Here is a 23333-nt window from a genome sequence, read left to right on the forward strand (position 1 = left end):
CGAGGTGCACGACAACCCATGACCGAGACGGCCGCGATCGCGGAGCCCGACCGGCAGGCCACACCGCCGAGAGCAAACGTGCTGCTGAGCGTGCTGGTCGCCTCGGCCTTCGTGATGATCCTCAACGAGACGATCCTGAGCGTCGCGCTGCGCGACCTCACCGTCGACCTCCACGTGTCCACCACCACCGTGCAGTGGCTGACCAGCGGGTTCCTGCTGACGATGGCGGTGGTCATCCCGATCACCGGGTTCCTGCTGGAGCGCTTCACCCCGCGTCAGGTGTTCATGACCGCGATGGTCCTGTTCAGCCTCGGCACGCTGCTGAGCGGGCTGGCACCCGGCTTCGGGATGCTGCTGGCGGGTCGGATCGTGCAGGCGTCCGGCACGGCGGTGATGCTGCCGCTGCTGATGACCTCGGCGATGCGCCTGGTGCCGGTGGAGAAGCGCGGAGCCACGATGGGCACGATCAGCATCGTCATCGCCGTCGCCCCGGCGGTGGGACCGACCATCGGTGGAGCGGTGCTGTCCTCGCTGGGCTGGCGCTGGATGTTCTGGATCGTGCTGCCGCTGTCGTTGATCGCGCTGGCGATCGGCGCGGTGTGGATGCGCCTGGACAGCGAGACCCGTTCGGTTCCGCTGGACGTGCTGTCGGTGCTGCTGTCGGCGATCGGTTTCGGCGGCCTGCTCTACGGTCTGTCGTCGATCGGCGAGTCCGGTGGCTCGCACGCGGTCCCGCCGTGGGTGCCGCTGGTGGTCGGTGCCGTGTCGCTGGTGGTGTTCGTGGCCCGGCAGCTGCGGCTGCAGCGCGAGGACCGGGCGCTGCTGGACCTGCGGCCGTTCACCCACCGCCCGTTCGTCGTGTCGCTGGTGCTGGCGGCGCTGCTGTTCATGTGCCTGCTGGGCGCGGCGGCGATCCTGCTGCCGCTGTACCTGCAGACGGTGCTCAAGACGACCACCTTCGTCAGCGGACTGGCGGTGCTGCCGGGCGGTCTGCTGATGGGTCTGATGGGACGTCCGGTCGGGCGGCTGTTCGACCGGATCGGACCGCGTCCGCTGGTGATCCCGGGCGCCGCCGCGATGGCGGTGTCGCTGTGGTTGTTCGCCACGCTGACCCCGGAGTCGCCGCTGGGCATGGTGATCGGCTTCCACCTGCTGCTGATGCTCGGGCTGAGCCTGATGATGACGCCGCTGATGACCTCGTCGCTGGGCGCGCTGCCGGATCACCTGTACTCGCACGGGAGCGCGATCCTGGGCACGTTGCAGCAGGTCTCGGGTGCGTTCGGCACGGCGGTGTTCGTGACGGTGTCGTCGCTGGCCTCGGCCAACCCGGCGGGCGTCCCGGACGCCGCGGGACTGCGCACCGCGTTCGTCGTCGCCGGCGTGATCGGCTTGGTCGCCTTCGGCACGGCGCTGTTCATCCGCAAGACCGAGGGCGTCACCGCGGCGGTCGCGGCCCACTGAGCGAGTTCTGGGGGAGGGGCGCGTGGTTTCGACCGCGCGCCCCTCTCGCTGTTCTAGGCCCTGGTGACGCGCTGCTCGGAGCGCAGGGCGCGGGCGAGCGCCTCGGAGCCGAAGTGCTGCGGAACGACGTGATTCGCCTTGAGGCCGAACGGCTCTCAAGGCGAATCAGCGGGTGCTCACCTGCGGGAGCGCAGCAGCTTGTTGAAGGACTTGGCGTCCTTGGTCGCGTTGTGCAGCCTGCCCGCCGAGGCGTCGTCGATCAGCGAATCGATGGTCTCCGACGCGCACGCGCGGTTGGCGCCGATGCCGCCCGCCGCGCCGCGCTTGGCCCAGCCGACCACGTAGGTCCCGGGCTCGACCCGGCCACCGGTGTTCGGGATGACCCCGGTCCCCTCGTCGAACGGCAGTTGCGGGATCTGCACCCCGCGGCTGCCCACCGACCACAGCACCATCCCGGTCGCCACGTCCCGGTTGCCCGAGCCGTCACCGATGCGGAGAGCCCGGACCTGCGGATCGCCGACCACCTCCTGCGGGGCGGAGGAGAAGCGCAGCACCAGGCGGCGGTCCTCACCCGGAGCCCGATCCCAGTCGACGTCCTCGACCGGCAGCTCGCGCAGCAGCGCGGCCGTCGTCCCCTCCTCGGCCGAGGCGATCGACTCCGCCGCGCCCCCGTGGCCGTCGACCACGATGCGGCCCTGCAGCCGCTGCTGGATGCCGACCCACTCCGACCGCGTGAACGCCGCGTGCTCGGGACCCCGCCGCGCGAGCAGCACGACCTCGCGGACCTTGCTCTTGCGCAGGGCGGAGAGCGCGTGGTCGGCGATCGGGGTGCCGACCAGCTCGTCGGGGTCGCTGAGCAGCAGGCGCGCCGCGTCCAGCGCCACGTTGCCGTTGCCCACGATCACGACCCGTTCCGACGACAGCTCGACCGCGTCGGCCGGGGTGTCCGGATGCCCGTTGCACCAGCCGACGAACTCGCGAGCGGCCAGCGTGCCCGGCAGGTCCTCGCCGGGCAGCCCCAGCGTGCGGTGACCGGGTGCACCGACGGCGTAGACCACCGCGTTGTGGTGCTCGGTCAGCTCGGCGTGGCTGACGGTCCGCCCGACCTCCACGCCCAGGTGCATGCGGACCCTGGGGTGCTTGTAGCTGGTCGCGAAGGTGTGCTCGATCTGCTTGGTGCTCGGGTGGTCCGGTGCGACCCCGTACTTGATCAGACCCCCAGGGGTGGTCATCCGGTCGATCAGCGTGATCTCGGCGTCGGTGGAGCGCAGCAGCGACTGCACCGCGTAGCCGGCGGCAGGCCCGGTTCCCACGACCGCCACGCTCGGCGCAGCGGCGTGCGTCGGCAGCGATCGTGGGAACTGGGGCTTTCCCCAGGGGTAGTCAGCCGGGACTTCGGAGAACCGCTCCCGGTTGATGTCGGCGTGCACGGACAGGTCCCCGGTGAGCTTGTCGATCGGGAACACCGCGTCCACCGGGCACGCATCGGCGCAGGCGCCGCAGCCGATGCAGGTGCGCGGGTCGATGTAGAGCCGGTCGGTGGTGCCGAAATCGGGCTCGTCCGGAGTGGGGTGGATGCAGTTCACCGGGCACACCGAGATGCACGATGCGTCGGCGCAACAGGATTGCGTGATCGCGTAGGTCATGGCCGTGGGCTCAGATCATGTGCACGCGCTTGTAGAGCGCGGTGGAGGTACGGGTGAGCAGGCCGGCGTCGTCGAGGAACTCCATCAGCCCGGCGCTGGCGTTGCGCATCAGCGACTTGCGGTGCTGGTTGGACTTGACCTCCGCCAGCGCGCGCTTGGTGTCGATCCCGACCGCGGCGTAGACCTTCGGGCTGACCAGGGCGTTGACGATGACGTAGGCGGCCACGCTGATGATCGCGGCGCTGACGTGGCGCTTCACGCGCCCGATGCTCTGCATGTGCTCCTTGATCTCCTCCCGGGCGAACTTCATGTGCCGGGATTCCTCGACCACGTGGATCTTGGAGCTGGTGCGCACGATGTCGAGGACGTTGTCGCCGCGCATCCAGTCGCGCTGCATCACGTCGAGGACCTCTTCGGCGACCAGTCCGGCGCCGTAGGCCACCTCGCCCGTCGCGAGGCTCTTGAGCCCCCGTGCGAGCTCGATGACGAACCTGCTGGGGAAGTACGCGGGGACTTCGAGCTTCTGGCAGATGCGCGCGAACATGATCGAGTGCCGGCACTCGTCGGCGACCTCGGTCAGGGCGAACTGGAACTCGGAGTTCGCGGGGTCCTTGACGTACTGGTCGCGCAGGATCATCTGCTGGAGGATCATCTCGAACCAGATGCCGGTGCTCATGATCGAGCAGACTTCGTGCCTGGTGAGCGCGATCCGCTGCTGCTCGGTGAGCTCATCCCACAGCTCGGTCCCGTAGAGCGTGCTCCACTCGGGGTTGAGGCCGTACTGGTCCTCGGGAAGCGGGCTCTCCCAGTCGATCTCCGTGCTCGGATCGTAGGAGAGCGTCTGTGAGGACTCCAGCAGGCGGCTGGAGAAGTCCTGCTCGGCGCTCTGGCCGGCAACACCGACGGCGGTCATTGCGCACCTCCGCAGTTCGTCGTACTCGAAGTAACAGGAACAGACTGTACCCCATAAATCCGCGGTTGCGGAGCCCCTTTTTTCCGGCGGCTAGACTTCGTGGGTGACCGCATCAACGACAGGGCAGGTGGACGGGCGGAGCGCCCGGTGGGCCGGGTATCGCGAGAAGCGGCGGAAAGAGCTGGTCGATGCGGCGCTGAGGGCGATCGCCAAGCACGGCCCGGAGGTCTCGGTCGAGCTGATGGCGGAGGAAGCCGGCGTGGCCAGGCCCCGGCTGTACAAGTACTTCAACGACACCGCGGACCTGGGTGCCGCCATCGCCGAGCGCGTCGCCGAGATGGTCACAGCCGAGCTCGCGCCGATGTTCAACCCGCGCGGCACGCCCATGGAGATGATCCGCGCCGCGATCGGCGCGCACACCAACTGGCTCGCCGAGCACGGCAACCTCTACCGGTACCTGAGCATGAACTCGGTGACCGGCGAGGCCGGGCAGAACGTGATCACCGACGTCAAGACGGTCATCGCGCGCCAGGTCACCGGGCTGTTCCAGTACTTCTTGGACCAGTTCGGCATCCAGATCCCGGTCGTGCAGCCGCTGGCCTTCGGCATCGTCGGGCTCGTCGAGTCCAGTGCGGGGAGCTGGCTGCAGGAGCCGAACGGTCTCACCCTCGACGAGCTCACCGACTGGCTCTGCGACTGGACCTGGCAGCTGCTCGACCAGTCGCTGCAGGTCTACGGCCTCGAGCTGGACCCGAATCTGCCGCTGGCAGAAGCGGATCCGGTCGACGACTGACTTCTCCGCAACTCGTCTTGCTCAGCGGTGCGGGTAGGGGAAAGTGCAGCGGCTCCGCGGACTCCGCGCGCCGCTCCTGATGTGGTCAAAACGGCGCCGCGGCGTGCTCGCCGCGGCGCCGCCCAGAACCCCCGGCGGTGCCAGCTGCGACAGCTCGCGGCTGCGCCGCTCGCAACTGATCGGGCATCCCTCAGAGCATGTGCGCCCGCTTGTAGACGGCCACTGCGGGCGGCGTGAGCAGGCCCGCCTCGTCGAGGAATGCCATCAGGCCCGCGCACGCGTTGCGCAGCATGGACTTCCGGTGCTCGTTGGCCGCCGCTGCCGCCACGCCGTCCCGGGGCCGAATCCCGACCGCCTTGTAGACGTGCGGGCTGACCAGGCTGGTGATGATCGCGTAGGAGACCACGGAGACCAGCAGTGCGCTGGCCTGGCGCTGCAGCGGTCCGATGCCCTGCACGTGCGCCTTGGTCTCCTCGCGGGCGAACTTCATGTGCCGGGATTCCTCGACCACGTGGATCTTGGAGCCGGTGCGGACGATGTCGAGCACGCGGTCATCGCGCATGAAGTCGCGCTGCATCACGTCGAGCACTTCCTCGGCGACGAGCGTGCCCGCGTAGGCGACCTCACCGCCGGCGACGCTCTTGAAGACCCGTGCCAGTTCGACGACCGCCTTGTGCGGGAAGTAGGCGGGGATCTCCAGCTTCTGGCAGGCGCGGGCGAACATGATCGAGTGCCGGCACTCGTCGGCGACCTCGGTCAGGGCGAACTGGAACTCGGAGTTCGCGGGGTCCTTGACGTACTGGTCCCGGAGGATCATCTGCTGGAGGATCATCTCGAACCAGATGCCGGTGCTCATGATCGAGCAGACTTCGTGCCTGGTCAGCGTGATCCGTTGCTGCTCGGTGAGCTCATCCCACAGCTCGGTCCCGTAGAGCGTGCTCCACTCCGGGCTCAACCCGTACTGGTCCTCGGGCAGGTGAGCGTCCCAGTCGATCTCGGTCATCGGGTCGTAGGACAGCATCTGCGACGACTCCAGCAACCGACTGGAGAAGTCCCGCTCCACGTCCTGGAAGGCGGTCATGTTCAACACCTCCGCGCACTACGTCGTACTCGAAGTAACAGGAACACGAACGTACCCCATATATTCTTTTTTCTGAACTCCCCCAGAGGCCGACCGAGCTGATCAGGACTTGTCGCGCGCCTTGGCCGCCTTGCGGGCCTGCGCCCGCTCCTCCTCGCGACGCGCTTCGACGCGCGTGGTGCGCTCCTGCTGGAGCCACTCGGGGTCCTCGTCGCGGATCGCGTTGATCTGCTCGGTGGTCAGCGGGTCCGCGTAGCCGTTGCGGGTCAGTCCGCTGATCGAGATCCCCAGCTTCGCCGCGACGACGGGGCGCGGGTGCGGACCGTTGCGGCGCAGGTCGCGCAGCCACTCCGGCGGTTCGGCCTGCAGCGCGTTGAGCTCGTCGCGCGAGACGACGCCCTCCTGGAAATCGGCGGGGGTGGCCTCCAGCAGGACACCCAGCTTCTTGGCCGCCGTGGCGGGCTTCATCGTCTGGACGGTTTTGCGCGACGTCATCCGACCAGCGTAACCGGCGACTCCGGCCGGTAGTCTGGGCAGGTGACAGAGTCGGCCCCGTCCTTCGACCTCGCCTACGTCCCCGGCATCACGCCCGACAAGTGGGCGCGCAAGTGGCAGGAGCGCGAACCCCTCGTTCCCCTCAACCTCGTCCAGACCGCGGCCGCCGAAGCGCCCGGCCTGGTCCGCGAGGGTGAAGCCGACGCGGCGCTGCTGCGGCTGCCGATCGACCGCACCGGGCTGCACGCCATCCCGCTCTACACCGAGCAGACCGTGGTCGTGGTGCCCAAGGACCACGTGGTCGCCGCCGCCGCCGAGGTCACCTCCGAGGACCTCGCCGATGACGTGCTGCTGCACCCGCTCGACGACGCCCTCGACTGGGAGCGCCCGCCGGGACTTCCCGCGGTCGAGCGCCCCGCCACCACCGCCGACGCGATCGTGCTGGTCGCCGCCGGGATCGGACTGCTGGTCGTGCCGCAGTCGTTGGCGCGGCTGCACCACCGCAAGGACCTCACCTACCGGCCGATCACCGACGCGCCCGAATCCACCGTCGCGCTGACCTGGATCGAGGACGAGACCACGGACCTGATGGAGCAGTTCATCGGGATCGTCCGCGGTCGCACGGTCAACAGCACCCGGGGCAAGCAGCAGAGCGAACCCGCGGGCAAGACCAAGAAGGCCCCCGCCAAGCCCGCCAGGACCCAGGCGCGCAAGCCGGCGTCGCGCCGTGGTCCGGCTCCGGGCAAGGGGCGCAAACCGCGTCGCCGCTGACCCACGGGCGGGTGACTCGCGTGGAATTCGAACGGGGCTTCTGATGTTGTCGTGGTCACGACCCGGTTCTGCGATGGAGGTACGAAGATGCCGTTGACTGGCCAGTACGAGCCGAGCCCGACCGAGTTCGTGCGCGATCAGGTCGAGAAGTACGAGAGCTCCGGCGGTACCGAAGGCACCACGATGCACGGGCTTCCGGTCGTCGTGCTGACCACCAAGGGCGCCAAGTCCGGCAAGATCCGCAAGGCGCCGGTGATGCGCGTCGAGCACGACGGGCGCTACGCCGTCGTCGCCTCGCTCGGCGGGGCTCCGCAGAATCCCGTCTGGTACCACAACATTCGCGCCAACCCGAGGGTGGAGCTGCAGGACGGGCCGCAGCGCAAGGACTACGAGGCGCGCGAGCTCAGCGGCGAGGAGCGCGAGCTGTGGTGGGACCGCGCGGTCGCGGCGTTCCCGAACTACGCGGAGTACCAGACGAAGACCGATCGGACGATCCCCGTCGTCCTGCTGGAGCCCGTCGCTTCCTGAGCGGACCCCGAGCTCGCGAGAGGGGAGAACGGCTTCCGGAAGCCGTTCTCCCCTCAGCGGGTCACGAACCGATGGTGGCCATCGGCTCGCCGTTCGCGCGCCTGGTGCGGCCGCGCGAGATCAGCCACCAGCCCAGCGCGATCACCGCGATGATGGCGGGGATCGAGAAGAACGCGATCCGCTCGGCGCCGTCGGAGAAGCCCATCAGGGCGATCACCAGGACGAGGAACGCCAGCGTGGCCCAGCTCGTGTAGGGCGCACCGGGCATCCGGTAGCTCGGCCGCTCGATCTCACCGCGCATGGCCCTGGTCCGCAGCCGCATCTGGCAGATCACCAGCGTGGCCCAGGTCGCGACCACGCCGAGCGAGGCGATCGCCGTGGCGATCTCGAACGCCTGCTCCGGAACGATGCCGTTGAGGATGACGCCGAGCACGAAAGCCGCTGCGGTGAAAAGAATTCCGCCGTACGGGACGCGGCGCTTGTTCATCTTCGCGGCGAACTTCGGCGCCTCGCCGTCGTTGGCCAGCGCCCGCAGGATGCGGCCGGTCGAGTACAGACCGGAGTTGCACGACGACAGCGCGGCGGTGAGCACCACGGCGTTCATCACGTCGCCGACGCCCGGGACCCCCAGGCGGGAGAACACGGTGACGAACGGGCTCTCGTCGGCGCTGAAGACCGTCCACGGCAGCAGCATCGCCAGCAGCAGCACCGAACCGACGTAGAAGATGGCGATCCGCCACACCACGCCGTTGATGGCCTTGGGCAGCACCTTGTGCGGCTCCTTGGCCTCGCCCGCGGTGATGCCGACCATCTCGATCGCGGAGTAGGCGAAGACCACCGACTGCAACGCCATCAGGGTGATGCCGAAGCCACTGGGGAAGAAGCCGCCGTGCGAGGTGAGGTTGGCCGGTCCCGCCGGGGCACCGCCGATGTCGGTGGCGGTGAACACCAGGCCCAGGCCCACGACCAGGAACACCAGGATCGCCAGCACCTTCACCAGCGAGAACCAGAACTCCAGCTCGCCGAACAGCTTCACCGACACCAGGTTGACCGCCAGCAGCACGCCCAGCGCGATCAGCGCCGTGATCCACTGCGGCAGGTCCGGCAGCCAGCGGTGCACGTAGATCGCGACCGCGGTGATCTCGGCGATGCCGGTCATCGCCCAGTTCAGCCAGTACATCCAGCCGGAGGCGAAACCCGCCCAGGGGCCGATGAACTCGCGGGCGTACTCCACGAAGCTGCCCGCGACCGGGCGGTACAGCACCAGTTCACCGAGGGCGCGCATGACGAAGAACGCCGCCAGACCGCACAGCGCGTACGCGACCACCAGCGAGGGGCCGACCGTGGCGAGCTTGCCTCCCGCACCGAGGAAGAGCCCGACACCGATCGCTCCGCCGATGGCGATCATCTGCACCTGGCGGTTGCCGAGCGACTTCGAATAGCCGTCGGCGTCGGTCGTGGGCGCAGCATCCTGCCCCGACCGCAACGATGAATCCACGAAAACCAAGTCCCTTCGTGACCAGGACACGCCGGAGAAAAGCGACGTCCAGGCGTTTTTCGTGCCGGTGCTAGGTCATCCGGCGGGGCGATACTAGTCATCGGAATTTCGCGTCCGCGTTGCGTGCGAGTCAGTTCCGCGTGGTTCTCAGGAATCTTTCCCAGAACCCCTCTGATGTGGTGCGGGTCTCGTAGTCCCTGGTGGATGGTCGTTCCGCTGATCCAGTGGGGATCCGGCTACGCCGTCCAGGTGCGCGCGACATCGGCGTTCGTCGTCATCGCGCGTCCATCAAATGGGAAATTCCCGAGCGTTCTCCTCGATCCGGAAAGGGAAGAACAGGACGAAACCACGCGGAGCCAAGCAATTCGAGGGATTCCTTCCGCTTCCTCCCTCGCGGCCGATCGGTCCCGTGCGCGAGGGCGACGGTGGCGGAGCGGCGCGAACGCTGCGTCATCAGCGCGCTCGCCGCGGACGCGCCGCGTGGCGGGAAGGGTCGGTGCGCGTCACCGCCGCGCCGTTGCGATTCGTGCTCGCACGCCCTCGGAACCGACTTTCGGCAGGGGTCGAAATGTGACCCTGCTTACAGTGTCAACAAATAGTGCCCGACCGATTACTCAATGGCTTCAGCGGCCCGCCACGCTCTGTCAATTGGTTGCTCGCATTTCGCATCGCAATTATTGCGGCGCGTGCGCGACTGTTCACGGACAGTTTTCGAAATGAGGAGTCGATCGCTTCTTCATGATCGTGATTCGTGCCTGTGACCAGGGGGGACGATCACGTGACGCGCAGTGAGATGGTGGTGCGGGCCTCAATAGATTGCTCCATTCGGCCCATTAAAGGATCGTCGCTTGGCGTAAGGATATGAAGTTGTAATGATCCCGCCTTGAAACGGAGACCTAGATGCCCCGGCTCGCAGTTGCGGTTGTCCCGATCGGATTGGCCGCAGCCCTGGGCCTCGGTGCATTGGCAAGCGCCGAAACATCGACCCCGCACAGCGTGGACGCTGCCGCGCATCCGGTCGGTGTGCAGAGCCCCGCCCCCGCCCCGGCCCTGTCCCCCGCACTCCCCGAAGCCCCCGCTCCCGTTGCTCTGGCCCCCGCCGCTGTCCCCGCAGCGCCGGCCGCCCCGAAGGCCGATGAGAAGGCTGAGCAGAAGGCTGCGGACGTCAAGCCGCAGCCGGTCACCAAGGAACTCCCCGTCAACTACGCGGCCCAGCTGACCGGCTACTGGTGCGGGCCCGCCGCGACCCGCATCGCCATGTCCTCCAAGACCGGCGACCTGCCGTCCCAGGCCGAGCTGGCCAAGGAGCTCCGCACCACCGAGAACGGCACCGACCACGTCGGCCAGGTCGCGGACGGCCTGAACAAGCTGCTGGCCCCGACCGGCACGCACTACGTCGCCAAGGACCTCAGCAGCCGCCAGGTGTCGCCGGAGATGACCAACGAGCTGTGGGACGACACGGTTCGCAACATCGACAGCGGCAAGGCCATGGTGGCCAACATCGTCGCGCCGCCCGGCAACCAGCCGCCCGGCTACCCGTCGAGCCAGACGATCTACCACTACGTGTCGGTCGTCGGTTACGACTCCGACAAGAAGAACGTGAAGATCGCCGACCCGGCGAACTTCAGCGGCAACAAGGAGTACTGGCTGAGCCTCGACCAGCTGACCTCCCTGGTCCAGCCGCGCGGCTACGTCGCCTGATCGCACAATCGAGTTCCAGCACCTCGGGTGTTGAACGACCACTGCGGCGGTCCCCTGTGGAAGGGGGCCGCCGCAGTCGTTCGTCGGGTGGTCCGGACAACCTCCTTCCGGTTCGGCGCGTCTGAGTGATGGCGTGACCGACTGGAGGAGGACGACCGTGCTGAAGCGGACCGGGATCATCACCGCGCTCGTCGCGGCCGCGGCGCTGGTGGGAGGCGTGGCCAGCGCCCAGGAGACGTGGACGGCGGAGCCGTTCCCGCAGCGGCCGGACCTCTCGTCGACGATCGCCACCGCGTCCAGCGGTGGCGGCGAGACCTGGGCCTTCGGCTCCTACGGGCAGGCCGGCGGCACCTCGTCTACCTCGCAGGCGTACCGCCGCGGAGCCGACGGGACTTGGGCGGAGGTCCCGGTCCCGTCGATCGGTCACCTGGTGTCCTCGGCCGTGGCCGGGCCGAACGACGCGTGGACCATCGGCTGGGGCTACAAGAACTCCACCGGAGCGCTGTTGCACTGGGACGGCGCGGCGTGGACGGAGGTCCCGGTGGACGTCCCCGGTGCCACCCGGGTGCGCCCCGACGACGTGGTCGCGGTCGGTGACGAGGTCTGGCTGATCGGCAAGGGCTACAACGACGGGCAGGAGTCCCGGCAGCACTCCTTCGCCGAGCGCTGGGACGGCGTGGCCTGGCAGGACGTGCCGCTGCCGGAGTCGGCGAACGAGGGGACGCTCGACGCGATCGGGGGCAGCCCGGACGACCTGTGGATCGCCGGCACCCGGGGCGACGCCGCGATGGCCCTGCACTGGGATGGAACCGCCTGGGCCGAGGTGCCGGTGCCGCCGGTCGAGATGCCCGAAGGATCCCTCTTCGAGGTGAACGACGTGGCGGCCCACGCCCCGGACGACGTGTGGATCTCGGCCGCCGCGCGCATCTACGACAGGCCGGAGCAGACCAAACCCGTGCTGCTGCACTGGAACGGCGCGGCCTGGGGCGAAGTTCCCGCCCCGGCCGCGGGCGCACCCGGTGAGTTCGTCCACGCGGAGGGCGCGCTGTGGAACCTCGCCGATTCCGGTCCGCTCCGCTACGACGGCACCACCTGGCGGGCCGTTGACGGCCCCGCCGAAGGCCCGGTCCACGCCGGAACCGAGGCCGACGGCCACCTCCTCGGCATCGGTTCCACCGGCCCGAGCTACGAACCGGCACCGTTCGCCTCGAACCACAACGGCTGACCGGTCGGGATGAGGCCGAAACACCCTCGCGTGAAACGGGAATCCCCTCGCCATCGGTTCGATGACGAGGGGATTGCCGGTGTTGCTCAGAGCGTGAAGGCCGCCTGGGTGTAGCCGCCGACGGTGGCGTTGCGGTCGACTCCGCCGGGGATGCCGGGGACCTGCCCGGCGTCGCTGTGCTGGTGCAGCGCCAGGCGCGGGTGGCCCCAGCCGGGGTTGCCGGGGTCGCCGTTGTAGCGGGCGATCCACAGCAGCACGTCGTCGCCTGCCCACAGGTTGGGGTCGATGATGTTCTGGAACCAGTTCAGGCTCGCGTACACCAGCACCCCGCGGACACCGGTCGCGATGCGCAGCAGCCGGACGAACTCGGCGATGAAGGCGTTCGGGTCGGGGATCTCGGGATCCTCCATGTCGAGCATCGGCCACATGTTGCCCGGCTCCTTGAGCCCGTGCTGGCCCATCCACCAGGCGAAGTGCCCGACCTGCGGGTCGATGGCTCCGGGGCGGGCGAAGTGGTAGCCGCCGGTCATGATGCCGGCGCCGCGCGCTCCGGCCACGTGGGCGCCTGCCGCGTCATCGACCCACGTCCGGCCTTCGGTCAGCTTCATGCTCGCGAAGGTGATGTTGTTGCCGCGAACCGCCGCCCAGTCGTCGACGGCGTTGTGGTGGCTGATGTCGATTCCGTAGTCCATGGGGCCCCCATCTGGTCGTGCTCGGGTTGCGCAACGCTCGCGGAGGGTGCCTCGGCGTTCCCCGGCCGGACGCTCAGCTGAGCCGGTGATCAACCCGTGCTGCGCACACGGTCCCAAGAAAGGATCGTTTTGTGGGGTGAATGACTGGAATTCCCACGTTCGGAGCACCCGCACGACGCAGTGCCGATTGGTGCACCTGGCCCAGTGATCCGGAACCGGGCGATCTCCCTGTGGTGAGTGCGATGTTCGTGGTCCACTGGGGTGTCGACCGCCGGTGTCGATCTTTGGAAGCATCGGGGGCCGTTGGCCTTCGGAGAGGAGCGGCATTGAGCGACGGCGTGGGGGACCTGCGCACGGACGTGGCGCACGGCGCGCGGATCTACGACTACATCCTGGGCGGCAAGGACAACTACGCCGTCGACCGCGCCGCCGCGGAGGCGTCCCAACAGGTCTGGCCCGGGCTGCCGGTGCACATGCGCGCCAACCGCGAGTTCATGCACCGCGCAAGCCGATTCCTGGCCACCGACTGCGGCATCGACCAGTTCCTGGACATCGGCACCGGAATCCCGACCAGGCCGAACCTGCACGAGGTCGTCCATGAGGTGAAGCCGGAAGCCCGCGTCGTCTACACCGACAACGATCCGATCGTGCTCGCCCACGCCCGCGCGCTGATGACGCGGAACGGGCAGGGGAGGACCGCCTACGTCGACGCCGACCTGCGCGACCCCGACACGATCCTGAACTCGCGGGAGTTCCAGGAGACCCTGGACCCGACCCGGCCGATCGGCCTGATGCTGATCGCGGTCGTGCACTTCATCGAGGACGACGACGAGGCGTTGGAGGTGGTTCGCCGCATCGTCGACGTGCTGCCCTCGGGCAGCTACGTGGCGGCCACGATCGCCACCGACGAGTACGCCCCGGAGCTGCTGGCCGAGGTCCGCCGCGCCTACAGCGAGCACGGCGAAACCCTGAAGTTCCGCTCGCGCACCACTGCGCAGCGCTTCTTCGACGGCCTCGACGTCGTCGACCCCGGCCTGGTCCAGATGCACAAGTGGCGTCCCGACGACCTCGAATCCCTCGACGTCCCCGAGGCCGACATCGCCATGTACGCCGCGATAGCCCGCAAGCCCTGAGCCCGGGGGGAGGCAGTTGGGCGTGGAATCGGTCTGAGTCAGGCGCGGGCCGGCCGGTTGGCGATCTGCTGGGTCGAGGGGTCCACCGGCTGGGGCGGGTTGGCGTGGGCCTGCTGCGGGCGGCCGTTCTGCGAGGTGCTCGGCGGGATCGCCGGGGTGAGCTGCGTCTGCGCGGCGCTCGCCTGCGACGCGCTGGGGGCAGCGGCCGGGGTGAGCTGGGTCTGCTGCGCGGCGTGCGAAGGCCCGGGGGTGACCGCTTGGTTGAGCTGCGTCTGCTGGGCGGAGTTGGCCTGCGCGGCCTGGGCGGCCTGGGCCGAGGTGCTCGAGAGGTTCGAGCTGACGATGCGCTGCAGGTTGCGGTGCGCGTTGTTGAGCTCGTGGCGCATGCCGTGGATCTGCTTGGTCAGCGTGTCGCCCTCGGTGAGCGTGTTGGTCTCGACGGCGCGCAGCAGCACGCCCAGCTGACCGTGCAGGCGCTGGTGCACCTCGGCGAACGTGGCGACCTGCTGCTGCATCTCCAGCGGCGGCTGGGTGCGGGAGATCGCCTTGATCATGGTGTCCTGCCAGCGCTGCCCGGCCTGGCGGTAGTGCCGGTCGGCGGCGGTCCGGTAGTGCGGGGCGACCTGCGTGTCCAGGGACATGCGGATGAGCTCGTGGCAGCTGTTGACCAGTTCGCGGGCGGCCGTGGTCAACGCGTAGGCCCACTCCCACTGCTCGGCCTGCGTGCTGACGTGGCGCTCCTCGCGCGCTTCGTCCAGCTGGCTCCGGGACAGCTTCACCTGTTCCCAGGCGCGCTCGGCCTGCTCGGCGGCGGTCGTGGCGGCGCGCCCCGTCTTCTCGGCGTTGGCCTCGACGGCCGCGGCCAGTCGGTGCACGGCTTCGGTGCGGCGGATGGCCTCCGCAGCGGTCTTCCGGGCCGACCACAGCAGCCAGCCGGAGACGCCGGCGGCCACGAGAGCCAGGACAGCCGGGATCCACGTCACCCATACCTCGGTCCCCATGGGCCCGACGATGACACATGTGCGGTTGCTCCGGTCGGGCGCATGAGCAAAAACTCAAGACGACTACGGGCAGTCGCGGGATCTCACTCTCCGAATGCGACTTGCGCCAAGTGATCTCCGGTGCGCTCGGCTGAAAGGCCCCACGGAGGGCATCATTTCGAAACTGCGCGGTTTCCCGGAATCTTGTCTCCGCCGGGCCGCCCCCATAAGGTCACTCGCGCAACTCGGCTGAGCGAAGGGGAAGCATGTACGCGAGGTACGTCGCGGTGGGGGACAGCCAGACCGAGGGTGTCGGCGACGGTGATGATCAGCGCGGCCATCGCGGCTGGGCGGACCGCCTCGCCGAGGAGCTGGCCGCGCTGAACCCCGAGTTCCGCTACGCCAACCTCGCCGTTCGGGGCAAGCTCATCGGCGAGGTGCACGCCGAGCAGCTCCGGCCCGCGATCGAGTTGGAGCCGGACTTCGCCACCGTGGTCGCGGGTCTCAACGACGTGCTCCGCACCGAGTACGACGGTGATGCGGTCCTCGCTCACCTGGAGCAGATGATCGGCGAGCTCACCGAGGCGGGTGCGCACGTCGCGACGGTGACCTACCCCGACATCGGTGAGATCGCCCCGATCGCCCGCCGCTGGCAACCGCGGCTGGTGGAGTTCAACGCAGGGGTGCGCGAGATCGCCGCGAGGCACGGCGCCACGGTGGTCGAGGCGGACCGGCATCCGGTGTGCGCCGACCGGAGGATCTGGAGCCACGACCGGTTGCACCTCAACCCCGCGGGCCACGCGCTGCTGGCCGGTGGTTTCGCGCACGCGCTGGAACTTCCCGGGAGCGACGATTCGTGGAGCCACCCGCTCCCGGAACGCCGGACGCGGGAGTCCTGCGGGTGGTCGCAGGTGAGATCCGTTGGGCTGCTGTGTTCCTGGCGCCGTGGCTGTGGCGGCGGATCACCGGGCGATCCTCCGGCGACGGACGTACCGCGAAGCGGCCGCGACTGCTGCCGATGCGCTGAGTCGCCCGGAACGCACGTCCGAGCTGGACGATGCTCCCGCGAGGGATCACCCTGCTCGGCGGTGCGGGCTGAGTCCGCCGCCCACCGGCTCTCAGTTCTTGCGACCCACCACGCCGGCGATGCAGCTCTCGGCCTGGTTCAGCGGACGCGACTTGGGGCCGTTCGGCCACCAGAGGTCGCAGAGCTCGATGTCGGCCGGGGAGTCCGGGCTGGGCGGCAGGATCTCCAGGCCGGGGAGCAGCGCGAGGATCTCGTCGCGGGTGCGGAAGCGGCCCGAACCCATCGGGCTGTGCAGGAAGAGCTCCTCCATCTTGCGGGCCAGCGCGCTGTGCTCCGGGGTCTGCGGGTCGAAGAAGTGCGCGATGACGACGTAGCTGCCCGGGGCGAGCGCGTCGATGTAGGTCCGCATCAGCTCCGGGCCGTCGTCGCCGAGGTAGTGGTGGAGGGTGCCGACCTGCAGCAGCGCGATCGGCTCGGCGAAGTCGAGGTGCCTGCGGACGGTGTCGTGGGCGAGCACCTCACCGGGGTTGAAGATGTCGGCGGAGGCGAAGTGGGTGTGGTCGTTCTCCTCGAGCAGCGCCTTGCCGTGCGCGATGACCACCGGGTCGTTGTCGACGTAGACGACCTCGGTCTCGGGATCCACCCGCTGCACGGTCTGGTGCGTGTTCTCCGCGGTCGGCAGGCCCGAACCGCAGTCGAGGAACTGCCGGACGCCGGCCTGGGCGGCGAGGTACTGGCATGCCCGGTTCAAGAACGCGCGGTTGGACCACGCCAGGTCCTTGACCTCCGGGGCCGCCTGGCCGACCTCGTGCAGCACCTGGCGGTCGATCTCGAAGTTGTCCTTGCCGTTGAGCGCCGCGTCGTAGACGCGGGCGATGCTGGCTTGGGTCGTGTCCACGCCGACGGGTGCGGAACTCGGCGCCGTCGAAGGCGTCTCGGACATGCCTGCTCCTGCTTGCTCGGTGGCCACGATCTCGAAATTACCGCACGGTATGCCTCCGGGTACAACAGGATTCGGCGCGAAGTGGCTGGTCTTCGTCCTCTTCCGCTGTCCGCGACGTCCTCGTCCGGCACGCGAACAACCTCACATGGAATCTTCTTGAAGGCAAGATAACTTGGCGCGTGTCACCCTTTTCGCGGATGTGATCACTCCTGGGGTGCGTCTCCGCGCTTCGGCCTGACGTCTCCTCGTCGCGTCAGGCGCGGTGGCGCCGCGCGGCAGCGTTGATGAGCCGCAGCGAAAGCGCAGGGGCGAGACCCAGCAGTTGTGCCGCGAGGCCCCGCGCGGTGGGCACGCAGACCACCTGGCGCCGGGATCTCAGCGCGTTGACGAGGCGGTGCGCCACGTCGTCGGGGTCGAGCAGCCGCCCCCGGTGCCAGAGCACTCCTGCGTTCGGATCCCCTGCGTGCCGCCGGACCATCGGCGTGTCGGTGCCGTCGAGGCATGCCACCGTGGCCCGGATGCGCGAGTCGGCGTTGCGGAGGTCGGCGTTCAGCGACTTCGTGAAGCCCAGCACGGCGTGCTTCGAACCGGCGTAGACGGCGAGGTGGGGGACGGCGCCGAAGGCCGCGAAGGACGCGATGTTGAGGATCGACCCACCTGCGGGCTGATCGCGCATCACCTCGACCGCGGCACGCGATCCGTGCATGGTTCCGAGCACGTTGGTCTCGACGCACCGTTCGATCTCCGCATCGGTGTGGGTCCACGCCGGGCCGAGGGCGAGCACGCCTGCGTTGTTCACCCAGACCCGCACCCGGCCGCGTTCGGCCGCTTCCCGCGCGATCCGACGATGCTGCTCGGCATCGCGGACATCGTGCTCGGCCGACCGGGAACCCGGTATCGATTCGGCCGTCTCGCGCGCGGCCGCGTGGTCGATGTCGGTCGCCACCACGGCGAACCCGGCCGCGCCCAGCCGCCGCGCGATCGCGCGGCCGAGGCCGCTCCCTGCCCCGGTGACCACCGCGATCTCCGGCATCGGCACGTCCTCCTCGGACCGTCCGCGCGAACCCAGCGGCCCGCGCCGCATCTGTCCTCTTGCGCTTCCGGGTGATCTTCGACCTGATCGACCTCATCGGCAAGCGCTTCGGCCAGGTGGCCCGCGCCTACCTGCGGGGAGGGGCGTAGGCGCGCAGGAACGTCTGGACGCCGGCGGTGACGATCTCCTCGCGTTCCGCTTCGTCGATGGTCAGCGCGCCGTAGTAGGTCAGGCTCTGCACCTCGCTCCCCGCCAGGGCGACGAAGTGCCGGGCGGCTCGGCGCGCGTCCTCGATTTCGAGCAGGCCCTCGGCTGCCAGGCCGGTCAAGCGGCGCGCGAGGTCTTCCTGCACCCGCTCGGGCCCGGCCTCCTGCCAGGCGTGCAGGACGTCGGTGGGGATGTGCCCGACTTCGGCCTGGATCTGCCGCACCAGCGCGAAGTGCGCGCTGAACCGGGGCATCACCGTGGTGAACGCGAGTCCCAGCGCGATCAGGTCCGACTCCAGATCGACGATCTTGCTCAGGTTCCGGTCGAGGTCGTCGAGCTGGACCTCGCGGACCTGCGCCGCGCTTTCCAGGATCACCGTGCGGAACAGCTCCTCCTTGTCCTGGAAGTGGTTGTAGATCGTGCGGGTCGACACGTCGGCGGTCTTGGCGATCACGCCGATGCTCGCCCGGGTGTAACCGTCCCGGCCGAACACCTCGCGGGCTCCGTCGAGGATCGCCCGGCGCTTCTCCGGTCCGCGTGACGCGACGTTCTCCCTGCTCAAGTCGCCCTCCTGAAAATAAGTACAACGACCATTGCACTAAGTGCATTACACGTTGTACTTTACCACTTGTCAGTCTCCAGCACCCCGACTCCGAGGAGCGAAGATGTCCGCACTGCGCCTGGCCCTGATCATCGGGAGCAACCGCGAAGGTCGATTCGGGCCGACCGTGGCCGACTGGTTCGCCGAGCAGGCCCGGCAGTTCGACCGCCTGGAGGTCGATGTCATCGACCTGGCCGCGATCCCGCTGCCCACCGCCCTCGACTTCGCCGCCGCGCCGGATCCGCACGTCGCCGAGCTGGGCTCCCGACTGGATGCCGCGGACGCCTACGTCGTGGTCACGCCCGAGTACAACCACAGCTTCCCGGCTCCGCTGAAGAACGCGATCGACCTCTACCGCGCGGAATGGCGGGCCAAGCCGGTCGGCTTCGTCTCCTACGGCGGGATGGGCGGGGGCCTGCGCGCCGTCGAGCAGCTGCGCCTGGTCTTCGCCGAACTGCACGCGACGACCGTCCGCGACAGCGTCAGCTTCCACAACGCCTGGGACCGCTTCGACGACAGCGGCCGCCCGGTCGACGAGGCCTGCAACGGCGCCGCCAAGGGGATGCTCCACCAGCTCACCTGGTGGGCACGCGCGCTGCGCAACGCCAAAACCGCCGAACCGTACGACGTCTGAGGGCCGAACCGTGAAGAACAAGCTGACGCTGACCGTCGTGCTGCTCGGGTACCTGGCGTTGCCGATGTCGATGTCCGGTACGACGGTCGCCCTGCCGCAGATCGGGGCCGCCCTGAACGCCTCCGGCGGTCCCCTGCAGTGGGTGGTGACCGGCTACTTCCTCACCGCGTCGTCGTTCATGCTGGTCGCCGGGTCGACCGGCGACCTGTTCGGCAGGCGCCGGATCTACCGCATCGGCGCGGCGACGTACGCGCTCGGCGGCCTCGTCGCCGCTCTCGCACCGAGCGTCCTGCTGCTGGACGTGGCGCGCACGGTCACCGGCGTCGGCGCGGCCGGGGTGATGGCCGGCGGCGGCGCGATCCTTGCCTCCACGTTCACCGGGAGCGAGCGGACCAAGGCCTTCGCCGCGATGGGCACCATCGCCGGCGTGGGCATGGCGATCGGCCCGACGCTGGCGGGCTGGCTGGTCGGCGCCCTCGGCTGGCGGGCCACCTTCGGGGTCTTCGCCGCGACCGGAGCGCTCCTGCTGGCAGGAACTCTCGCGATGGGGGAGTCCCGCGCCGAGCGCCGCGAGCGGGTGGATTGGACCGGCGCGGTGAGCTTCATCGCCGGGCTAGCCTCGATCATGTTCGCGATCACCCAGAGCTCGCGCGCGGGATGGACGAGTCCGCTGGTGCTGGGCCTGCTCGCCGCCGGGGCCGGGTTGCTCGTGGTCTTCGCGCGCGCCGAGCGCCGCAGTCCGAACCCGGTGCTCGACCTGGCGCTGCTGCGCAACCGGCGGTTCGCGGGCTGGCTGCTGGCCGGTGTCGTGATGGTGCTCGGGTTCGGCGGGATGATGTCGTACCTGCCGACCTACCTGCAGGGCGCGAACGCGATGTCGGCGCGGGACTCCGGTCTGGTCATGCTCATGGCGACGGCGCCGACGCTGGCCCTGCCGATCCTCACCAGTCGGCTGGTCAACCGGGGAGTCTCCCCGCGGTTGCTGATCACCGGTGGGCTGCTGCTGATCGCGGTGGGCAACGCCTGGCTGACCCGGCTGCACCCCGGCATCGGCGGCTGGGAGCTGCTCGGCCCGCTGCTGACCGTCGGGTGCGGCATCGGTCTGGCCACCGGCCTGATCGACGCGCAGGCGATGAACCAGGTCGACCGGTCGCGCACCGGGATGGCCGCCGGACTGCTGAACACCGTGCGAGGAGGCTCGCAAACGCTGGTGATGGCGCTGTTCGGCTCGGTTCTGATCACGCTGCTGACCGGACAGGTCGGCGGGGAGCGGGCAGGCCGGATGGCCACCGGCGAGCTCGCCGGGGCGGAGCAGGCCGCGCAGCTGACGCAGGCCTGGCAGATCGTGCTCTGGGGGATCGCGGCGCTGACCGCCCTGGGGGCGCTGGCGGTCGCCACCCTGCTCACCCCGTCCCGCGATGCCGTCCCGACCTCCCCGGCGGTCCCGGCGACCGCCTGAACGAATCGCCGCGGGGCGCGGGTCTCCTGAGGCCACGCGCCCCGCGGCGCTTTCGCGATGGCGCGACGGCCATCAGGGCGCCGCGGCGGCCTCGGTGCACTGGGCGGTGCCGCGGCAGGTGGCGAGGCCGGTGAGGACGCGGTGGAGCTCGTCGCGACGCTCGGGCGACAGGCTCGGGTAGGTGTTGGTCAGCTGGAACGGGTCGGTCCGTGCGTCGTAGAACTCGCGCTCGCCGTTGACGTACTCGACGTAGGTGCCCTCCGGAGTCCTGATCGCGGTGTAGGTCGGCGGGATCCCGTCGGGCTTCTCCTGACGATCGGGATCCTCCCGCGAGCCGCGCGGCTCGCGGTGTTCGACGAGCGCGACCTCCCGGCCCGTGCCGGGACCGCCTCGGAGCAGGCCCGCGAAACTGGCGCCGTCGATATCGGAACGCGTTGCTGCACCGGCGATTTCGGCGAACGTCGGGCGAAGATCGATGTTCTGCACCGAGTCGTCCACCGCCCGGCCGGCGGGCACGCCGGGGCCGGTGGCGACCAGCGGCACCCGCACGTCGGTGTCGAACGCCGTCTGCTTGCCCTCGGCCAGCGCGTGCTCCCCGAGGTGGAACCCGTTGTCGGAGGTGAAGATGACGTGCGTGCGCTGCGCCTGACCGGTCTCCGTGAGCGTGCGCCGGAAACCGGCGAGCATCTCGTCCACCGCCTGCAACGACTGCGCCCGCTTGCGGAACTTCACGTCCGCCGCCTGGACCTTCGCGGCGGGCAGCGGCGGAAGCAGGCGCAGCCACGCCGGTTTGTCCGAGCGGTCCGGTTCGTCGAAAGCCGGGGTGCGCGGTGCGGTCAGCTCCGGGAACGCGTCGGCGTGCCGAGGAGCGGGGGTGAACGGCCCGTGCGGCGCGAACGGGGCCACCTCCAGGAAGAAGGGCGTGCCCTGGGCGGCGTTGGCGCGGATGAAGTCCTTGCCGCGCTTGGCCAGCACGTCGGTCAGGTAGTCGCCGGGCCGATGCCCGTGCGACCGCAACCGGCCGTTGACGTTGAGCTGGTAGTCGTACTCGGCGTAGCCGTCGCCCGCCACGGCCCACTCGTCCCAGCCCGGCGGCACGAACGGCCGCTCACCTCCGAGCGTCCGGCCCGGCTGGTAGCCGTTGAGGTACTTGCCCATGAACCCCGTCCGGTAACCGGCCTGCTGCAACTGGGTGCCCAGGGTGTCGCGCTCGTCGCGGCGGTGGAACACCGCGAACCCGCCGTCCGGAGGCTCGTTGGTGAACACACCGGTGTTGTGCGGGTACTTCCCCGACAGCGACGACGCGCGGGAGGGGCAGCACAGCGAGTCGGTGACGGTGGAGTTCGAGAACGTCACGCCCTCCCGCTGCATCCGCTGCACCTCCGGCATGAACCGCACCAGCCCCTGGTCCATGTCGTCGACCAGCACGAACACGATGTTCGGCCGGGCCGGATCGCCAGCGGGTTGCGGCGGGGGAGCGGTGCACGCGGCCAGGACCAGGCCGATGGCGGCCACGCAGACGGCCAGCCGCGGACGCGGCATATCGATCATCCTCCAGGGGACTTCGGCGCCGCGCACAGCATGCCCGGCAACCAGCGACGGCAAAAGCCAATGACCAGAAGTCGAACGAGCTTGAGAATTTTGTTCTGCTCGGCGGTGCCGGTGGCAGAAACCCCCGAAGGGGAAGGCGCAGCGGCTTCGTGGTCTCCGTGCGCCGCTCCTTGAGTATGTGAATACGCGGCGTCCCGGCGTACTCGCCACGAAGCCGCTCAGAACCTGCGGGTGCGAGCTGAGTCCCGCACCTGAAGCGGCGGCTCCGCCCGTTCTTCAACAGCACCTAGCGGATGGCGGTGAAGCTGGTGAGGGAGGTCAGAACGCGGCGGGAGACCTCGGAGAAGGTGCCGCTCAGCGCTCGCTCGATCCGGTCGACCTTGTCCGCGGAGAGCGCGTTGCTGCGAGTGAGGATCGACGGTCTCGTGCCGCCGTGGCAGGCGATCAGGAGCCGCCCGCCGGGGCGGGTCACCCGGTGCAGCTCGGCGATGCCCGAGTCGAGGTCCGGCCAGATGGCCACGTTGTTCACCGAGACGACGCGGTCGAAAACCGCGTCGGGGAAACCCGTGTCGGCGGCGGTGCCCAGCCGCAGGTCGATCCGGCCCGCGAGGATCTCGTCGGAGTGCGGACGGCTCGCGAGGTCGCGCATCTCCGCCGAGGGGTCGACGCCGCAGATCCGGCTCGCGCGAGTCCGCTTCAGGAGGCGGATCAGTCCGCCGGGCCCGTAGCCGACTTCGAGGACCTCCGCGCCGGCTGGGACGTCGAGGAGGTTCAGCACCTGCTCCTGGCGGTTCACCCACAGCATGAAGCGGCCGGCGATCCGGCCGCGCGCACCGCGCGGGAGCACGAACGGCGAGAGACCCGGTTCACCCCGGCTCCACGACGTCATGGATGCCACGTCCCAAACCTTCCGCTTCAACCCGGGTTGAAGCCCTGCACGGGAGATTCAGGACCAACGGTA

The 23333-nt window shown here is 69.4% G+C and carries 22 protein-coding genes and 1 pseudogene; 11 read left to right on the plus strand and 12 right to left on the minus strand.

All coding sequences use genetic code 11. The features are described 5' to 3' along the window. Window positions 1-18: 18 nt before the first annotated feature. Window positions 19-1461 (plus strand): DHA2 family efflux MFS transporter permease subunit, encoded by a 1443-nt coding sequence (locus AB0J91_RS14035; RefSeq protein ID WP_363868032.1) that lies wholly within the window; start codon window positions 19-21, stop codon window positions 1459-1461. A 176-nt stretch (window positions 1462-1637) separates the two neighbouring features. Here the strand turns inward: AB0J91_RS14035 and AB0J91_RS14040 are convergent, their stop codons facing one another. Both AB0J91_RS14040 and AB0J91_RS14045 read right to left on the minus strand, forming a co-directional pair. Further along, window positions 1638-3107, minus strand: coding sequence for an FAD-dependent oxidoreductase (locus tag AB0J91_RS14040; protein WP_363868035.1), 1470 nt, complete (start codon window positions 3105-3107; stop codon window positions 1638-1640). A 10-nt stretch (window positions 3108-3117) separates the two neighbouring features. Further along, window positions 3118-4020, minus strand: coding sequence for a diiron oxygenase (locus tag AB0J91_RS14045; protein WP_363868038.1), 903 nt, complete (start codon window positions 4018-4020; stop codon window positions 3118-3120). A gap of 103 nt (window positions 4021-4123) precedes the next feature. Between AB0J91_RS14045 and AB0J91_RS14050 the strand changes: the two genes are divergently transcribed. Then, a complete protein-coding gene (locus tag AB0J91_RS14050) occupies window positions 4124-4813 on the plus strand; it encodes a TetR/AcrR family transcriptional regulator (protein ID WP_363790939.1) in 690 nt (229 codons plus the stop codon). Window positions 4814-5003: 190 nt separating this feature from the next. Here AB0J91_RS14050 and AB0J91_RS14055 read toward each other — a convergent pair whose 3' ends face one another. Both AB0J91_RS14055 and AB0J91_RS14060 read right to left on the minus strand, forming a co-directional pair. Beyond that, window positions 5004-5894 carry a diiron oxygenase gene (locus AB0J91_RS14055; protein ID WP_363868041.1) on the minus strand — a complete coding sequence of 297 codons (891 nt, stop codon included), beginning with the start codon at window positions 5892-5894 and terminating at the stop codon, window positions 5004-5006. 102 nt (window positions 5895-5996) lie between these two features. After that, window positions 5997-6389: a DUF5997 family protein gene (locus tag AB0J91_RS14060; protein ID WP_363868043.1), complete on the minus strand. Its 393-nt coding sequence runs from the start codon at window positions 6387-6389 to the stop codon at window positions 5997-5999. Between the two features lie 42 nt (window positions 6390-6431). On the opposite strand from AB0J91_RS14060, the gene AB0J91_RS14065 reads away from it, so the two are divergent. Together AB0J91_RS14065 and AB0J91_RS14070 are read left to right on the plus strand one after the other, a co-directional pair. After that, a complete protein-coding gene (locus AB0J91_RS14065; RefSeq protein WP_363868046.1) occupies window positions 6432-7160 on the plus strand; it encodes a LysR substrate-binding domain-containing protein in 729 nt (242 codons plus the stop codon). Between the two features lie 87 nt (window positions 7161-7247). Beyond that, window positions 7248-7688 (plus strand): nitroreductase family deazaflavin-dependent oxidoreductase, encoded by a 441-nt coding sequence (locus tag AB0J91_RS14070; RefSeq protein WP_363790947.1) that lies wholly within the window; start codon window positions 7248-7250, stop codon window positions 7686-7688. Between the two features lie 61 nt (window positions 7689-7749). On the opposite strand, the gene AB0J91_RS14075 is transcribed toward AB0J91_RS14070, so the two are convergent. Beyond that, window positions 7750-9096, minus strand: a complete 1347-nt coding sequence (locus AB0J91_RS14075; protein WP_363868138.1) for an amino acid permease — start codon at window positions 9094-9096, stop codon at window positions 7750-7752. 1086 nt (window positions 9097-10182) lie between these two features. Between AB0J91_RS14075 and AB0J91_RS14080 the strand changes: the two genes are divergently transcribed. Beyond that, on the plus strand, window positions 10183-10887 hold the full coding sequence (locus AB0J91_RS14080) for a C39 family peptidase (RefSeq protein WP_363868049.1): 705 nt from the start codon (window positions 10183-10185) through the stop codon (window positions 10885-10887). Between the two features lie 157 nt (window positions 10888-11044). Beyond that, on the plus strand, window positions 11045-12112 hold the full coding sequence (locus AB0J91_RS14085) for a hypothetical protein (RefSeq protein WP_363868052.1): 1068 nt from the start codon (window positions 11045-11047) through the stop codon (window positions 12110-12112). An 86-nt stretch (window positions 12113-12198) separates the two neighbouring features. On the opposite strand, the gene AB0J91_RS14090 is transcribed toward AB0J91_RS14085, so the two are convergent. After that, window positions 12199-12804: a glycoside hydrolase family 25 protein gene (locus AB0J91_RS14090; RefSeq protein ID WP_363868055.1), complete on the minus strand. Its 606-nt coding sequence runs from the start codon at window positions 12802-12804 to the stop codon at window positions 12199-12201. A gap of 326 nt (window positions 12805-13130) precedes the next feature. On the opposite strand from AB0J91_RS14090, the gene AB0J91_RS14095 reads away from it, so the two are divergent. After that, entirely contained in the window at window positions 13131-13937 is an 807-nt protein-coding gene (locus AB0J91_RS14095; protein WP_363868058.1) for an SAM-dependent methyltransferase, read from the plus strand. A gap of 38 nt (window positions 13938-13975) precedes the next feature. Here the strand turns inward: AB0J91_RS14095 and AB0J91_RS14100 are convergent, their stop codons facing one another. Further along, window positions 13976-14938, minus strand: a complete 963-nt coding sequence (locus AB0J91_RS14100; RefSeq protein WP_363868061.1) for a hypothetical protein — start codon at window positions 14936-14938, stop codon at window positions 13976-13978. 245 nt (window positions 14939-15183) lie between these two features. Between AB0J91_RS14100 and AB0J91_RS14105 the strand changes: the two are divergent. After that, a pseudogene (locus AB0J91_RS14105) lies at window positions 15184-15669 on the plus strand (SGNH/GDSL hydrolase family protein); the annotation flags it as partial. Window positions 15670-15773: 104 nt separating this feature from the next. After that, a complete protein-coding gene (locus AB0J91_RS14110) occupies window positions 15774-15944 on the plus strand; it encodes a hypothetical protein (protein ID WP_363868064.1) in 171 nt (56 codons plus the stop codon). 91 nt (window positions 15945-16035) lie between these two features. Here the strand turns inward: AB0J91_RS14110 and AB0J91_RS14115 are convergent, their stop codons facing one another. From AB0J91_RS14115 to AB0J91_RS14125, 3 genes are all read right to left on the minus strand, one after another. Next, the gene (locus AB0J91_RS14115) at window positions 16036-16887 is read right to left on the minus strand and encodes an SAM-dependent methyltransferase (protein ID WP_363790962.1); all 852 of its coding nucleotides are present in this window, start codon (window positions 16885-16887) and stop codon (window positions 16036-16038) included. A gap of 253 nt (window positions 16888-17140) precedes the next feature. Beyond that, window positions 17141-17920, minus strand: coding sequence for an SDR family oxidoreductase (locus tag AB0J91_RS14120; RefSeq protein WP_363868067.1), 780 nt, complete (start codon window positions 17918-17920; stop codon window positions 17141-17143). A gap of 127 nt (window positions 17921-18047) precedes the next feature. Further along, window positions 18048-18689, minus strand: coding sequence for a TetR/AcrR family transcriptional regulator (locus AB0J91_RS14125; protein WP_363868070.1), 642 nt, complete (start codon window positions 18687-18689; stop codon window positions 18048-18050). 103 nt (window positions 18690-18792) lie between these two features. Here AB0J91_RS14125 and AB0J91_RS14130 point away from each other — a divergent pair, with 103 nt between their 5' ends. Both AB0J91_RS14130 and AB0J91_RS14135 read left to right on the plus strand, forming a co-directional pair. Next, window positions 18793-19362 (plus strand): NAD(P)H-dependent oxidoreductase, encoded by a 570-nt coding sequence (locus AB0J91_RS14130; protein WP_363868073.1) that lies wholly within the window; start codon window positions 18793-18795, stop codon window positions 19360-19362. Between the two features lie 10 nt (window positions 19363-19372). Continuing rightward, window positions 19373-20821: an MFS transporter gene (locus tag AB0J91_RS14135; protein ID WP_363868076.1), complete on the plus strand. Its 1449-nt coding sequence runs from the start codon at window positions 19373-19375 to the stop codon at window positions 20819-20821. A 72-nt stretch (window positions 20822-20893) separates the two neighbouring features. Here AB0J91_RS14135 and AB0J91_RS14140 read toward each other — a convergent pair whose 3' ends face one another. Further along, entirely contained in the window at window positions 20894-22363 is a 1470-nt protein-coding gene (locus AB0J91_RS14140; protein ID WP_363868079.1) for a sulfatase, read from the minus strand. 295 nt (window positions 22364-22658) lie between these two features. After that, window positions 22659-23261, minus strand: coding sequence for a methyltransferase domain-containing protein (locus AB0J91_RS14145; protein WP_363868141.1), 603 nt, complete (start codon window positions 23259-23261; stop codon window positions 22659-22661). Window positions 23262-23333 lie beyond the last annotated feature (72 nt).

Origin of the sequence: Saccharopolyspora sp. NPDC049357 (assembly GCF_040677225.1) — a bacterium.
Lineage (GTDB): Bacteria > Actinomycetota > Actinomycetes > Mycobacteriales > Pseudonocardiaceae > Saccharopolyspora.